Raw genomic sequence first — 14,687 nt, 5'->3', positions numbered from 1 at the left:
CGCTACTTGCCCAGGCCGGCGCGGCGCAGCGCCTCGGCCATCGCGCCCTGCGGGGTGGCGCCCTCGCGGTTGTCGCGGCCGCGTCCGCCGCCGTTGTTGCGACGGCCACCGCCACTGCCGTTGTTGCCCCGGCGGCGGTCGTTGCCGCCGTTGCCGCCATTGCCGCCGCGGTCGCCGCGCTCCTCGCGGCCGCCCCGGCCGCCGCGTGCGGGCGCCTCGTCGTCCAGGCGCATGGTCAGGGAGATGCGCTTGCGCGGGATGTCGACGTCCTGGACCTTGACCTTCACGATGTCGCCCGGCTTGACCACGTCGCGCGGGTCCTCCACGAACTTGTACGACAGCGCCGACACGTGGACCAGGCCGTCCTGGTGCACGCCCACGTCCACGAACGCGCCGAACGCCGCCACGTTGGTGACCACGCCCTCCAGGAGCATGCCCGGGGCCAGGTCCTGGAGCTTCTCCACGCCCTCCTTGAAGGTGGCGGTGGTGAAGGCCGGGCGCGGGTCGCGGCCGGGCTTGTCCAGCTCGGCCAGGATGTCGGTGACCGTGGGCAGGCCGAAGGTGTCGTCCACGAAGTCCTGGGGGCGCACCCGCGACAGCATGTCCTTGTCGCCGATGAGCGAGGGCAGATCCGTCCCCACCCGGTCCAGGATGCGCCGCACCACCGGGTAGGCCTCGGGGTGCACCGCCGAGGCGTCCAGCGGGTCGTCGCCGCCGGGCACGCGCAGGAAGCCCGCGCACTGCTCGAAGGCCTTGGGGCCCAGGCGCGGCACCGAGCGCAGCGCCTCGCGGGTGCGGAAGGGGCCGTTGGCGTCGCGGTGCGCGACGATGTTGCGCGCCAGGGTGGAGGTCACGCCCGACACCCGGGTCAGCAGCGGCACCGACGCGGTGTTGACGTCCACGCCCACGCCGTTCACGCAGTCCTCGACCACCGCGTCCAGGGAGCGCGACAGCTTGGTCTCGGCCAGGTCGTGCTGGTACTGGCCGACCCCGATCGACTTGGGGTCGATCTTGACCAGCTCGGCCAGCGGGTCCTGGAGGCGGCGGGCGATGGAGGCGGCGCCGCGCAGCGACACGTCCAGGTCCGGCAGCTCCTCGGAGGCGTAGGCCGAGGCCGAGTACACCGACGCGCCCGCCTCCGACACCATCACCTTGGTGAGCTTGAGCTCGGGGTGGCGCTTGATCAGGTCGGCGGCGAGCTTGTCGGTCTCGCGGGAGGCGGTGCCGTTGCCGATCGCGACCAGTTCCACGGCGTGGGCGGCGCACAGCCTGGCCAGGCTGTGGATGGCGCCGTCCCAGTCGCGGCGGGGGGCGTGCGGGAAGACCGCGTCGGTGGCCACGACCTTGCCGGTGGCGTCGGTGACCGCGACCTTGACGCCGGTGCGCAGGCCCGGGTCCAGGCCCAGGGTGGCGCGGCTTCCGGCGGGGGCCGCCAGCAGCAGGTCGCGCAGGTTGGCGGCGAACACGTTCACGCCGTCGTCCTCGGCCCGCTGCCACAGCCGCATGCGCACGTCGATGTCCAGCCGCACCAGGATGCGGGTGCGCCAGCCCCAGCGCACGGTGTCCTGGAGCCAGCGGTCGGCCGGCCGACCGCGGTCCACGATCCCGAAGTGGTGGGCGATGGCGTTCTCGTAGGTGCTGCGGGGCGTGGTGCCGTCGGCGTTCTCGGCCGGGGCGTCCTCCGGCTCCAGGGTGAGGGTGAGGATCTCCTCCTTCTCGCCCCGGTACATGGCCAGCACGCGGTGGGAGGGCAGTTCGGTGAGCGGTTCGGAGAACGCGAAGTAGTCGGCGAACTTGGCGCCCGCCTCCTCCTTGCCCTCGCGCACGGCCGAGCCGAGTCGGCCCCTCTCCCACAGCCGCTCGCGCAGGAGGCCGGTGAGGTCGGCGTCCTCGGCGAAGCGCTCCACCAGGATGGCGCGGGCCCCGTCCAGGGCGGCCTTGACGTCGGCCACCTCCTTGTCGGGGTCGACGTAGGCCGCGGCGGCCTCCTGGGGGTCCTGGCCGGGGTCGGCCAGCAGCCCCTCGGCCAGCGGTTCGAGCCCCGCCTCGCGGGCGATCTGGGCCTTGGTGCGCCGCTTGGGCTTGTAGGGGAGGTAGATGTCCTCCAGCCGGGCCTTGGAGTCGGCCGCGTGGATGCTGGCCTCCAGCGCCTCGTCCAGCTTGCCCTGGGAGCGGATGGACTCCAGGATCGCGGTCCGGCGCTCGGCCAGCTCGCGCAGGTAGCGCAGGCGCTCCTCCAGGGCGCGCAGCTGGGCGTCGTCCAGCGCTCCGGTGACCTCCTTGCGGTAGCGGGCGATGAAGGGCACGGTCGATCCGCTGTCGAGCAGGTCGACGGCGGCGGTGACCTGGTGCGCGCCCACTCCGAGTTCCTCGGCGATGCGCTGGTCGATCGTGGGTGTCACAGGCGTCGTCACTGGTTAAACGTCCACTCTCTGGCTGTTCGGTGCGGGGACATTCTGGTGGCGGGGAAGGACATTGTCATCCCGTCGGCCCCGTGTCCCAGGTTCGCGCACTGTGGCGGTGGTCTCGCACGGGTTCCCGCGCGGGGAGCGGCGGACGCGGCGCGGGGGCCTCGACGGGGCGGTTTCGCAAAGAACGGGGCGGAACGGCCCCCGCGCACGGGGCCGGTCTCTGCGGTCGAAGGCGAGGGGCGGCGGTCGGAGGCGGTCGGGAGGGAGGGGACCCGGGGGTGGCGGCGCCTGGGCTCCCCGCTTCCAGGAAAGCGGAAGGGGCCGGTCCGCGCCAGCCCCCGTCACCGCCTGTGGACAACCGCGCCGCGACCCCCGCCGACGGGCACGGGACGCTCCCGCGCCCGGTCAGCCGTCGGTCTCGTTGAGGTAGTCGGGGGCGTAGTACTCGTCGAGGGGGAGCGGACCCCGGTAGCCCTGGCACATGCACTGGCGGTAGGTGGAGCTGGCCTGCCCGGTCCAGCGGCCGGGGATGACCACCTGGGTCTGGCACCTCTTGTTCTGCTGGTCGTGGAAGACCAGGTGGTGGCCGCAGCCGCAGAGGGGCTGGGGGTTCTGCGGTGTGCCCAGGACCCGGGCCTGCTCCTGCCTGCGCTGCTGGTCGAGCGCCGCCCGCGTCTGGCGTTTGGTCAGCAGGCGGCCGAACAGGAACCCGCCGAGGGCGATCGTGGCTCCGAAGACCATGGAGACCGGGTCCATCCGGCGACACCTCATTCCTTGAGCCGGGACCCGCCCCGGAGCCCGGGGCGTAGGTCCTCCATTGTCGCCCATAAAGGGCTCCCGGTGGCGGGGAGGTTCCTTTCCGGCGCTCCTGTCAACGGGTGACGGCGGCACGCCCGAAAGTAATGCAAAGAAAACTCTGCACGTAACTCTTTGCAAAGGAACCTTTGTCCTACGGTGGTGGCACCCCCGAACACAGGAGAACCCCCATGGCCACCGAACCCTCCGCCGCGCCGCCGCGCACCGAACGCCTCGGCGGGCTCTTCCACCGCTTCTGGGCGGCCGGAACCCTCACCAACCTCGGCGACGGCATGCTCGCCACCGCCCTGCCGCTGATCGCCGCCACCCTCACCCACGACCCGCTCGCCGTCTCCGGGCTGGTGGTGGCGCGCTTCCTGCCCTGGCTACTCGTCGCGCCGTTCGCGGGCGTGCTGCTGGACCGGGTCGACCGACTCCGCGCCATGACGGTCTCCAACACGGTCGCCGCGATCGCCGTCACCGTCCTGGCCGTGCTGATCGCCACCGGCGGCGCCACCCTGTGGACCCTGTACGCCACGATCTTCGTGGTGATCTGCTGCGAGACGGTCACCGATCCCGTCACCCGGATCACCGTGTCGCGGATCGTGCCCGGCCGCCTGCTGGACCGCGCCAACAGCAGGTTGGAGGGCGGCCGCCTGGTCGCCCAGGACTGTGTGGCCACCCCCGTCGCCGGTGTGCTCTTCGCGGTCGCCGCCGCCCTGCCCGTGGCCGGGACGGCCCTGTCCTACGCCCTGTGCGCCGTGCTCGTGGTGACCGTCGCCCTCATGCTGCGGCGCGTTCCCCTCCCGGCCGGGTCCACCGACACCGCGGAGAGCGGCGAGGGCGCGGAGTCCGGCCGGGGCGTACTGCGCTCCCTGCGGGAGGGTTTCGCCTACGTCTTCGGCCAGTCGCCGACGCGGGGCCTGGCGTTCAACAACGCCGGAATGATGATCGGCAGCCAGATGGCCACCTCGGTGCTGGTCCTCTACGCCCAGGACGTGCTGGGCGTTCCCGCGGCCCTGTACGGGCTCTTCCTGGCGTCGATCGCGGTCGGAGGCGTCCTGGGGGCGGTGCTCGCCGCCCGGCTCGTCGCGGGCCTCGGCCGCAGGACGGTCATGATGGGCGGCTACCTGGGGATGGGGGTGTGCCTGTTGGCGGTGGGCCTGGTGCCCAACGCCTGGTCCGCCGCCCTCTCCTGGGGCGTGCTGGGTCTGTGCATGACGGTGACCAACGTGTCCGGTTCCCTGTTCTTCCAGGCCGTGGTCCCCTCCCACGTACGCGGCCGGGCGGCCGCGGCCTTTCGCATGGTCGGGTGGGGACTGTCCCCGGTCGGCGCGCTGCTGGGCGGTCTGCTGGGCCGGATCGACCTCGCTTTGCCCTTCCTGGTCGGCGGGCTGGTCATGGTCGTCACACCACTGGTCTTCCGCGGGTCCGTCGCCGAGTGCGCGCGGCTGTGCGACGAGGCCGTAGCGCCCGCCGCCGACGAGCGCTGACCCCGCCGCACCTGAGGAGGGCGGACACGTGTGTCAGCAGCGCCAAGAAGGCTTTGCAGCGGACTGTTTGCGGAACGGTTCCCCCAGTACCGTGAGGGCCATGACCGACGACGCCGACGTCCCCGCCGACTCCCACCAGCAGATGCGGGTCAGCGCCCGGGCCCTGCGGGGCCTGGCCCACCCCCTGCGCGCCCGCCTGCTGGACGAGCTCAGGCTCAACGGCCCGGCCACCGCCACCATCCTGGGTCAGCGCCTGGGGGAGAGCAGCGGCGCCACCAGCTACCACCTGCGCCAACTCTCGCGCTACGGGTTCATCGACAACGAACCGGGACGCACGGGCGGACGTGAGCGCTGGTGGCGGATGAGGCCCGGCGGCTGGAGCATGTCCGGGCACGAGTTCCTGAGCAACCCCGAGACCCGGGTCGTCGCCCAGGCCGTCCTGGACCGCCTCTACCAGCAGAGGCGGAGGCGGTTCGCGGACTGGACCGCACTGGTCTCCGACAGTCCCGACCTGCCCGCGGTGCGCCGGTGGAAGGACGCCGCCAACGACTCCACGAGCCACGCCCGGATGACCCCGAGGGAGGCGGCCGAGTTCGCCGACGCGCTCAACGACTTCCTCAGCTCGTGGGGGAGGCGTTTCCAGGGGCGGACCCCCGAGAGCCATCCCGACACCGACGTCGTCCAGGTGGACACCGCCCTCTTCCCGGTCCTGCCCGAGGCCGAGGGCAGGTCGGACGGGGGCGCCGCCGAGCGGGACTGACCGCCCCGACGACTGTCCCTCAGGCCCCGCGCAGCTTCTTGAGCGTCGCCACGTCGGCGGCGTGCGGACCGGCCGGGCCCGGCGTCTCCAGGATCAGCGGCACACCGGCGCTCACCGGGTGGCGGAACAGCTCGCCGAACGGCTCCGCGCCGATGTGCCCGGCGCCGATGTTCTCGTGCCGGTCCTTGCAGCTGCCGCACGCGGCCTTGGAGTCGTTGCAGTGCACGACCCTCAGCCGGTCGGCGCCGACCGCCTCGCCGAAGCGGTCCAGGGCCGCGCGCATGCCCTCCACCGTGGAGATGTCGTGCCCGGCGGCGAACATGTGCGCGGTGTCCAGGCACACGCCCACGCGCGGGTGCCACTCCAGCACCTCCAGGTAGGCGGCCAGGTCGTCGATGGTCGCGCACAGCACCTGGCCCTGACCGGCCATCGGCTCCAGCAGCACCGGCGGGACGTCCTCGCCCAGCCTCTCCAGCAGCGGCATCAGCCGTTCGCGGGTGCGCGACAGGCCCGCCTCGCGCCCGCCGGAGACGGCCGAACCGGTGTGCACGACCACCCCCAGCGCGTCGATCTGGGCCGAGCGGCGCAGCGCGTGCTCCAGGGAGCGCACCGACTTCTCGGCGGTCTCCTCGTTGGGGGTGCCCAGGTTGATCAGGTAGGGGGCGTGCACGAACACGGGCAGGTCGACGCGCTCGCGCATCCGCGCGTCCTGCGCGGGGTCGCCCCCGTTGGTCGCCCACCCGCGCGGGTTGGACACGAAGACCTGGACCGCCTCCGCGCCGATCTCCTCGGCGTAGGCCAGGCCCTTGTCGGCCATGCCGCCCGCGACCGGGACGTGTGCGCCGACCGGGGACGGGGGCCGCTGCTGCTCGCTCTTCTCCATAGCCCAACCAGCCTAGAGGCCGGTCGGAGCCGTCGGTCCGTGCCGGTGCTCACACCGGTCCGCCCGCCCGGGACGGCTGGGCGTCCCGGAGCCGTCCGTCCGCGCTTCGCGGGTCCGCGTGCGCGGCCGGTGCCGTCGGGAGCGTTCACCGCTCCCGACGGCGGGCTCGGTGCGGGTCGCGCCCCGGTCACCAGCCCCCGGGCGGGATCGGCCGGTTGGAGTGGAACACCGAGCGCGGGTCGTACTCGGCCTTGACCCGGGTGAGTCGCGCGCGGTCGTCCTCGTCGAAGACCTCGCGGACCTCGTCCTCCTCCATCGGCCCGAATCCCAGCGTGAACGAGCGGCCCACCGCGTGCGGCCCGAACAGCGCCGCGGCCCGCTCGCGCAGGTCGCGCATCCCCTCGGTGTCCCCGGTCTCGGCGAAGGTCAGCACCGTCAGCGCGTAGGCGGCGTTCCGGTGCCCGACGGCGTTGGCGACCCGCGGCTTCCGGGCCAGCGCCCCGCCCAGGTGGCGCAGCCAGACCACGCAGAAGAACGGCGCCCCGCCCGTCATCCGGGTCAGTTCGGCCAGCGCCTCCGCGTCCAGCCGGTCCACCAGCACGCTGCGGCCGCGGAACCCCGCCCGGTCCTGGTGCTCGTCGAAGACCGCGCCCGACTCGCCGTAGGGCATCTCGCGCAGGGTGTCCGCCAATACCGGGGCGGCCGAGCGCAGCGGCTCCACCACCTTCTCCCCCTCCTCCGGGGAACCCGCCCAGGCCACCGACACCTGGGCCACCTGGCGGCCGCGCATCGGTTCGGGCACGCCCTCCATGTCCGGGTAGACCATCACGGAGGCCCCCGAGGTCATCTCCTCGGGCGCCGACTCGGCCCACCGCCGCCAGGCCTCCAGCGCCCCCGGTTCGGCTCCGGCGTCCAGCAGCAGGCTCCCGCCGTAGATCCGCGGGACCGGGAACAGGTCGATCTCCATGCCGGTGACCACGCCGAACGCGCCCGCGCCGCCGCCGCGCACCGCCCAGAACAGGTCCGGTTCGCCCTCCTCGGTGACCTGCCGCAGGCGGCCGTCGGCGGTGACCAGGTCCACGCGCCGCACGTGGTCGGCGGCGAACCCGTACCGGCGGGCCAGCAGCCCCACGCCGCCGCCGAGCGTGTAGGAGACCGCGCCCACGGCGGGGGAACTGCCCGACAGGGGCGCCAACCCGTGCTCGGCGGCCGCGTCGAGCACCGTCTGCCAGGTGGCCCCGGCCTCCACCCACGCCGTGCCGCGGTCGGGGTCCACCCGAACCCCGTCCATGCGGTGGGTGGCGAGCAGGACGCCGCCCGCCATGCCCGCGCCGAGCCCGTGCCCGGTCAGCTGGGCCGTCACCCGCAGGCCCCGCTGCGAGGCCCAGGTGACGGCGGCGCGCACGTCCCGGGCGTCGACCGGCTCCACCACGGCGTCGGGCCGGTGCCGGTCCAGCAGTTGCGTTCCCGTGCGGGCCCCGTCGTAGGCGTCGGTCCCGGGAGCGTGCACCGGTCCGCTCACCCGCCGGGCCAGGTCCCGCGTCGTGTCCGTGTCGCTCGTCGTGCTCTTGGTGCCCGTGTTCTCGTTCATGCCGGCCACCGTAGGAACCCATGCGGTCACAACGTGGCCGCGATCTCTGGCAGTCTGCGTTCATGGGCGAATCCGTACGCCGGGAGATGCCGCAGCGGCTGCTGCGGTTGCTGTCCCTGCTCCAGGTCCGGCGCGAGTGGAGCGGCGCGGAGCTCACCGAGCGGCTCGGCGTCAGCGCCCGCACCCTGCGCCGCGACGTCGAACGGCTCCGCGGGCTCGACTACCAGGTGGAGGGCACACCCGGGGTGGCGGGCGGCTACCGCCTGGCCTCCGGGCGGGACCTGCCCCCGCTGCTGCTGGACGACGACGAGGCCGTGGCGATCGCCCTGGGTCTGGCCACCGCCACCGGGTTCCAGGACAGCGCGCTGCGCGCCCTGGCCAAGCTCGAACGCGTCCTGCCCGCCCGCCTGCGCCCCCGGCTGGCCGCCGTGGGCGGCGCCACCAGCGCGGTGCCCCACCCCGACGTCCCCGGTGTGGACCCCTCCGTCCTGGGGGTGCTGGCCTCCTCCTGCAGCGACCTCGCCGTCACCGACTTCGACTACCGGGACCGGGAGGGCAACGTCCGCGGGCGCCGGGTCGAGCCGCACCACCTGGTCTCCCACGGCGGGCACTGGTACCTGATCGCGCACGACACCGACCGCGACGACTGGCGCACCTTCCGGGTGGACCGGGTCAGCGGCCCGCGCCCCACGCACCGGCGGTTCGAGCCGAGACCGCTGCCCGCGCCCGACCCGGCGGCCTTCCTCACCCGCCTGTTCGCCGCGGGCGTCTACAGCCACACCGCGCACCTGACCCTGGAGCTGTCCGCCGAGGCCTTCCTCAGCCGCTTCCACGGCCCCCTGCCCGGCCGGGTCGAGCCGCTGGACGCCCACCGCTGCCGGATCCGGATCAGCGCCGACTCCCTCGACCTGGTGTGCCAGTACACGGCGGCGGCCCTGGCCCTGGGCGTCCCCTTCACGCTGGACGCCCCGCCCGGGGTCGCCGAGCGCCTGCGGGACGTCGGCGCGCGCCTGTCCCTCCCGTGAACCGCGACCGCCGGTGGGCCGCGACCGGTCGTGGCCCGCGACCGGCCGCGGGAGCGCTAGGGTCGGGGCCGTGAACACCGATTCCGCGCACCTGACCCTGTCCGACGTGACCGCCGCCTTCGAGCGGGTCTACCCGCCCGCGTGGGCCGCCTCCTGGGACGCGGTCGGGCTGGTGGCGGGCGACCCCGCGCAACGGGTCGCGCGGGTGCTGTTCGCCGTCGACCCGGTCGACGCGGTCGTCGACGAGGCCCTGACCTGGGGCGCGGACCTGATCATCACCCACCACCCGCTGATGCTGCGCGGTGTCACCAGCGTGGCCGCCGACACCCCCAAGGGGCGGATCGTGCACCGGCTCATCCGGTCGGGGACCGCCCTGTACACCGCGCACACCAACGCCGACACCGCCTCGCCCGGCGTGTCCGACGCGCTGGCCCGCGCGGTCGGCGTCACCGGACCGCTGCGGCCCCTGGACCCCGACACCACCGACCCCGAGGGGCGCCGCGGCATCGGACGGATCGGCGCCCTGGACCGGCCGGTGCTCCTGCGCGAGTTCGCCGAGCAGGTGGCCCGCGGACTGCCCGCCACCGCCGCCGGGGTTCGCGTCGCGGGGGACCCGGACCGCCTCGTGAGCACCGTCGCGGTGTCCGGGGGAGCGGGGGACTCCCTGCTCGGCGCGGCCCGGGCCGCCGACGTGGACGTGTTCGTCACCTCCGACCTGCGCCACCACCCCGCCTCGGAGTTCGTGGAGAACCCGGGCGGTCCCGCCCTGGTCGACACCGCCCACTTCGCCAGCGAGTGGCCCTGGCTGGCCGACGGTGCGCGCCACCTGGTCGACGCACTGGGGCGCGCGGGCGGCCCGGATGGGGCTAACGTGGAGGTCCGCGTCTCGACGACGGTCACGGACGCCTGGTCACAGGCCGTCTCACACGTCTGAGAGAGACCACGGGCCCCGCGGGTCCGCCGACCAAACTGCACAGAGTAGAGCGCGGGCGGCGTACTCGCCCTCCCCAGCCATCACAGGAGACGTCACACGTGAAAGCCGAACCCGCCGCACAGGCCAGACTCCTCACCCTCCAGGACCTGGACACCGACCTCCAGCGCCTGGACCACCGGGCGCGCACCCTGCCCGAGGTCGCCGAGGCGGCCCGGCTCAAGGAGCGGGTGGACCAGATCGACAGCGAGCTGATCACCGCGCAGACCGGGGTCTCCGACGTCGAACGCCAGCAGCGCAAGGCCGAGAGCGACGTCGACCAGGTGCGCACGCGCGCCGACCGGGACGCCAAGCGCCTGGAGTCGGGGCAGATCACCAACGCCAAGGAACTCCAGAACCTCCAGTCGGAGATCACCTCGCTGGGCCGCCGCCAGGCCGAGCTGGAGGAGATCGTCCTGGAGGTGATGGAGCGCGCCGAGGAGCTCAACGCCGCGGTGGCCCGCCTGACCGCCGAGCGCGAGCGCGTCGTGGCCGAGCACACCGAGGTCGTGGCCCGCCGCGACACCGCCGCCGCCGAGATCCAGTGGGACCGCACCCGGGCCACCCAGGACCGCGAGCGCGTGGCCGAGGAGATCCCCGCCGACCTGCTCGCCCTCTACGACAAGATGCGCGCCCAGTACGGCGGTGTGGGCGCGGCGCCGCTGCGCTACGGCCGCTGCGGGGGCTGCAAGCTCGCGCTGAGCACCGTCGAGCTCAACGAGATCCGCGCCCAGGCCGCCGACGAGGTCGTGCGCTGCGAGGACTGCCGCCGCATCCTGGTCCGCACCGAGGAGTCGGGTCTGGGCGGCCGGACCGAGCAGTGAGCACAGGCTGGGGGGCGCCGCCCGACACCGCACCGACCCGGCTCGTCCTGCTGCGGCACGGGCAGACGCCGCTGTCGGTGGAGCGCCGTTTCGCGGGCCGGGGCGACATCCCGCTGACCGAGGACGGGCACGCGCAGGCCAGGGCGGCCGCGCGCCGCCTGGCCCCGCGTCCCTTCGACGCGGTGGTGTCCTCCCCGCTGCGCCGCACCAGGGACACCGCGGCGTACGCGGCCGAGGCGCTCGGGCTGGCGGTGGAGATCGACGAGGGGTTCGTCGAGACCGACTTCGGCGACTGGGAGGGGATGACGTTCGCCGAGGCGCGGGCGCAGGCCCCGGCCGCGGTGGACGGTTGGCTGGCCGACCCGGAGACGTCGCCGCCCGGCGGGGAGAGCTTCGCCGCGGCCTCGCGCAGGGTGGCCGCCGCCCGCCGGGCCCTGGTCGGGCGGCACCGGGGGCGCACCGTCCTGGTGGTCACCCACGTGACCCCCATCAAGGCGCTGGTGCAGCAGGCCCTGCTCGCACCCCTGGAGGCGCTGTACAGGATGCACCTGGACACCGCGTGCCTGACCGAGGTGGACGTGTTCGCCGACGGGCCCATGGTGGTGCGCTCCCTCAACGACACCGCCCACCTGGAGTGAGGTCCCGAGGGGGAGCGGGGCCGCCGCGGCGGGCGTAGAATGGGCGGCGAGGGGAGTCGGCCAGGCGGTCGCGGACCGCGCCTGGTGCGCGTGTTCGAGGAAAGTCCGGACTCCACAGGGCAGGGTGGTCGGCAACACCGACCCGGGGTGACCCGCGGGACAGTGCCACAGAAAGCAGACCGCCACCGCTCGCGGTGGTAAGGGTGAAACGGTGGTGTAAGAGACCACCAGCGGCCGGAGTGATCCGGTCGGCTCGGTAAACCCCACCCGGAGCAAGGTCAAAAAGGGAGCCTTCGGGTTCCCGCGCGGATGTTCGAGGGCGGCCCGCCCGAGTCCGCGGGTAGACCGCACCGAGGCCGTCGGCAACGGCGGTCCCAGATGGATGGCCGCCCGGTTCCTCGGAACCGACAGAATCCGGCTTACCGGCCGACTCCCCCTCACACACCCTTCTGACCAGGCGCGCGGCGCGGGGGAGACGGCCGTGTCTGCTCTTCGTTTGCTCTGAGGGATCACCCGGACCGCAGGAGCGGAACGGTGCGGCCCCGCCCGTGGTGTTCCGGCGGCGCGGCCCCCGGGCGCGGTGCCGGAGGCCGCGCCCCCGCGGGGCGGTGGGGCGGCCCGGAGCCCAGGGGCCACTCCTGGGGCACGGGTACAGTCCTACAGCCCGCCGGTGATGGCCCCGTGCCCGTGGGCACCGATAGATTGGCCCCTGCGCTCCCTACCCCGGGCGAGCTCCGGAGCGCGTACGCCCGTGGGCCGACGTCCGGGGTCGGACCCAGCGGGCATCCGCGTTCACGGGAATGGGTGACTCTTGTTCGACTCCACCGCCTTCTGGGTGGCTCTCTTCGGTCTGCCGGTCGTGGCCATCGTGGTGATCGTCCTGCTCGCCTCCTACCAGGCCTCAGGCGTTCAGCAGGACGGACGCGACGACGCGCCCGACGAGGACTCCTCCACCAGCTGATCCCCGTGGTCCGCATCCGTCCTCGGGTGGGGCACGGGGTCGTTCACGTCCTGGACGTCCTGCACGGGGACGAACTCCCCCGTCCCGGCGTCCAGGAGGTGCACCCTCGCCGTCTCCAGGTCGTAGTACATCCCCGTCAGGGTCAGCTCGCCCGCCTCCACCCGTTCGTGGACCACCGGGTAGCTCATGAGGTTGCCGATCTGCTCCTCCACGTTGGCCTGGGACAGGCGGCGCAGCGCCTCCGCGACGGGCAGGCCCGTCAGGGCGCCGGACTCCCCGCCCGCCCGCGCCAGGCTCTCCGAGCCGTTGGACAGCCAGCCGCGCAGGTGCGAGGTCTGGACCTCACCGGGTTCGAGGTGCGCCTTGTCCATCAGCGCCTGCATCGCGCCGCAGTGCGAATGGCCGCACACCACGATCGAGGGCACCCGCAGCACGTTCACCGCGTACTCGATCGCCGCGCCCACCGACTGGTCGTCGGTGGCCTCACGCGGCGGGACCAGGTTGCCGATGTTGCGGACGGTGAACAGGTCGCCGGGCCCGCTGGCGGTGATGAGGTTGGGCACCACGCGTGAGTCGGCGCAGGTGATGAACAGCGCGGTCGGGTTCTGGCCGTGCGAGAGGCGGCTCATCACCGACCGCATCCGGCCGGCTGTGCTGGAGTGGTACTCGCGGGCGCCGGCCGACAGCAGGCCCAGCGCGTTCACCTCGCGCTCGCCGTCACCGCGCATGTCCCAGGGCGCCCACCAGCGGGCCAGGCCGCCGGGCGCGGTCTTGGCGGCGGGCGCGGACTGGTTGGAGCTGTGCGTGTACCACTTCTCGTGCACCTCGTCGATGTCGACGCTGCCGCCGGTGCGCTCGTGGTCCACCCGCCAGGCGTGGATGGACTCGAAGGCGGCGTGGTCCATGAAGTCCACGTGCAGGTCCAGGTCGACCCGTGAGCCCGCGGGGACGGTGCGCAGCACGTGCGCGAGCCGGGGCACGCCCAGGAAGGTGAGCGAGCCGTGCACGGTGATGTGCACCCGGCCGTCGCGTTCCTCGGTGGTCACGGTCAGCTTGGTGAGCCTGCGCAGGGAGACGATCATGGCCAGCCCGAAGCCGATGAACACGCCCTCCAGCAGCCCCAGGAACACCACGCCGAACAGGGTCACCAGGTAGACGCTGGCCTCGTGGTGGCGGCGCAGATCCCGCAGGTGGGCGATCGAGACCATCTGCACGCCGATGAACACCAGCAGCGCCGCGAGCGCGGGCATCGGGATCAGCTCGACCACGTGCGCGAACAGGGCGACGAACAGCAGGATCCACACGCCGTGCAGGATGGTCGAGAGCGGGCTGCGCGCCCCGGCGCGCACGTTGGTGGTGCTGCGCACGATCACACCGGCCACCGGCAGCCCGCCCAGGGCGCCGCTGACGGTGTTGGCCGCGCCCTGGCCGCACAGCTCGCGGTTGAGCATCACCCGGCGGCCGCTGTGCATGCGGTCCACGGCGATCGCGGCGAGCAGGGACTCGACGCTGGCGACCATGGCCACGGCGGCCACGCTCAGGGCGATGCCGTCCCACTGCCCGGCCTCGGGCAGCATCGGACCGTTCCAGGCGTCGGCGAAGGAGCCGGGCAGGACGACGGTCTGCACCTGCCAGCCGCTCGTGGTGGAGATGAGGGTCGCGGTGCCCACGGCGACCAGCGCGGCGGGCACCACGGCGGGCCGCAGCCGCCCGAGGGAGGGCAGCTTGTTCCAGGTGAACATGATCGCGATGGTGATGACGCCGACCGCGACGGCCGGGGTGTGGTTGTTGGCGATCTGGTGGGGCAGGTCGGCGATGTTGGCCACCGCCGAGCTCTGCGGCTCCCCGCCCAGGACCACGTGCAGCTGGGCCAGGGCGATGGTGACGCCGACCCCGGCGAGCATGCCGTGCACCACGGCGGGGGAGACGGCCAGGGCGGCCCGGGCGATGCGGAAGGCGCCGAGGGCGAGCTGGACCAGCCCGGCCAGCAGGGTGATCAGGCAGGTCACCCGCCAGCCGTAGGTCATGACCAGGTCGGCGACGATGATGGTCAGACCGGCGGCGGGGCCGCTGACCTGGACCACGGACCCGCCGACGAGTCCGGCGACGATCCCGCCGACCACGGCGGCGATGATCCCGGCGATGAGGGGGGCGCCGGAGGCGACGGCGATCCCCAGGGACAGGGGGACGGCGACCAGGAAGACCACCAGTGAGGCGCCGACGTCGGCGGCGATCCCCCTGCGGCGGTCGGAACGTTGCCCGGGTGGGGCCGTGGGCGGCCTCTCGGGCGTGACTCCCTGGGCGTCGTTGCGCATGGTTACTCCGTTCGGGTTGGA

General features: G+C 73.7%; 12 protein-coding genes and 1 other RNA gene. 8 read left to right on the top strand and 5 right to left on the bottom strand.

Features of this window, described 5'->3' with window-relative positions; all coding sequences use genetic code 11:
* Positions 1–2: 2 nt before the first annotated feature.
* Together ACSTA4_RS19595 and ACSTA4_RS19590 are read right to left on the bottom strand one after the other, a co-directional pair.
* On the bottom strand, positions 3–2,414 hold the full coding sequence (locus ACSTA4_RS19595; protein WP_444960532.1) for a Tex family protein: 2,412 nt from the start codon (positions 2,412–2,414) through the stop codon (positions 3–5).
* 402 nt (positions 2,415–2,816) lie between these two features.
* Positions 2,817–3,167 carry a hypothetical protein gene (locus tag ACSTA4_RS19590; protein WP_212643684.1) on the bottom strand — a complete coding sequence of 117 codons (351 nt, stop codon included), beginning with the start codon at positions 3,165–3,167 and terminating at the stop codon, positions 2,817–2,819.
* A 230-nt stretch (positions 3,168–3,397) separates the two neighbouring features.
* On the opposite strand from ACSTA4_RS19590, the gene ACSTA4_RS19585 reads away from it, so the two are divergent.
* Positions 3,398–4,699 (top strand): MFS transporter, encoded by a 1,302-nt coding sequence (locus ACSTA4_RS19585; RefSeq protein WP_444960531.1) that lies wholly within the window; start codon positions 3,398–3,400, stop codon positions 4,697–4,699.
* Between the two features lie 100 nt (positions 4,700–4,799).
* Positions 4,800–5,459 (top strand): helix-turn-helix domain-containing protein, encoded by a 660-nt coding sequence (locus ACSTA4_RS19580; protein ID WP_444960530.1) that lies wholly within the window; start codon positions 4,800–4,802, stop codon positions 5,457–5,459.
* Positions 5,460–5,478: 19 nt separating this feature from the next.
* Here the strand turns inward: ACSTA4_RS19580 and ACSTA4_RS19575 are convergent, their stop codons facing one another.
* Both ACSTA4_RS19575 and ACSTA4_RS19570 read right to left on the bottom strand, forming a co-directional pair.
* Positions 5,479–6,342: a deoxyribonuclease IV gene (locus ACSTA4_RS19575; RefSeq protein WP_444960529.1), complete on the bottom strand. Its 864-nt coding sequence runs from the start codon at positions 6,340–6,342 to the stop codon at positions 5,479–5,481.
* Between the two features lie 187 nt (positions 6,343–6,529).
* Positions 6,530–7,933: an FAD-binding oxidoreductase gene (locus ACSTA4_RS19570; protein WP_444960528.1), complete on the bottom strand. Its 1,404-nt coding sequence runs from the start codon at positions 7,931–7,933 to the stop codon at positions 6,530–6,532.
* 62 nt (positions 7,934–7,995) lie between these two features.
* Between ACSTA4_RS19570 and ACSTA4_RS19565 the strand changes: the two genes are divergently transcribed.
* The 6 genes from ACSTA4_RS19565 to ACSTA4_RS19540 all read left to right on the top strand — a co-directional run bounded on the left by ACSTA4_RS19565 (position 7,996) and on the right by ACSTA4_RS19540 (position 12,351).
* On the top strand, positions 7,996–8,958 hold the full coding sequence (locus ACSTA4_RS19565; protein WP_444960527.1) for a helix-turn-helix transcriptional regulator: 963 nt from the start codon (positions 7,996–7,998) through the stop codon (positions 8,956–8,958).
* A gap of 70 nt (positions 8,959–9,028) precedes the next feature.
* Entirely contained in the window at positions 9,029–9,892 is an 864-nt protein-coding gene (locus ACSTA4_RS19560; protein WP_444960526.1) for a Nif3-like dinuclear metal center hexameric protein, read from the top strand.
* Positions 9,893–9,990: 98 nt separating this feature from the next.
* On the top strand, positions 9,991–10,752 hold the full coding sequence (locus ACSTA4_RS19555) for a zinc ribbon domain-containing protein (protein ID WP_444960525.1): 762 nt from the start codon (positions 9,991–9,993) through the stop codon (positions 10,750–10,752).
* The gene (locus tag ACSTA4_RS19550) at positions 10,749–11,390 is read left to right on the top strand and encodes a histidine phosphatase family protein (RefSeq protein ID WP_444960524.1); all 642 of its coding nucleotides are present in this window, start codon (positions 10,749–10,751) and stop codon (positions 11,388–11,390) included. Before ACSTA4_RS19555 ends, ACSTA4_RS19550 begins: the two co-directional genes overlap by 4 nt.
* Before the next feature lie 52 nt (positions 11,391–11,442).
* Positions 11,443–11,828: RNase P RNA component class A (gene rnpB, locus ACSTA4_RS19545), an RNA gene on the top strand.
* A 373-nt stretch (positions 11,829–12,201) separates the two neighbouring features.
* Positions 12,202–12,351 carry a hypothetical protein gene (locus tag ACSTA4_RS19540; RefSeq protein WP_013153920.1) on the top strand — a complete coding sequence of 50 codons (150 nt, stop codon included), beginning with the start codon at positions 12,202–12,204 and terminating at the stop codon, positions 12,349–12,351.
* Here ACSTA4_RS19540 and ACSTA4_RS19535 read toward each other — a convergent pair.
* Positions 12,300–14,666 (bottom strand): SulP family inorganic anion transporter, encoded by a 2,367-nt coding sequence (locus ACSTA4_RS19535; RefSeq protein ID WP_444960523.1) that lies wholly within the window; start codon positions 14,664–14,666, stop codon positions 12,300–12,302. The two genes, ACSTA4_RS19540 and ACSTA4_RS19535, sit on opposite strands and share 52 nt — an antisense overlap.
* Between the last annotated feature and the right edge of the window lie 21 nt (positions 14,667–14,687).

Source organism: Nocardiopsis sp. M1B1 (assembly GCF_052466615.1).
The sequence above is the reverse complement of the archived record's forward strand: the minus strand, read 5'-3'. Positions and strand labels throughout refer to the sequence as shown.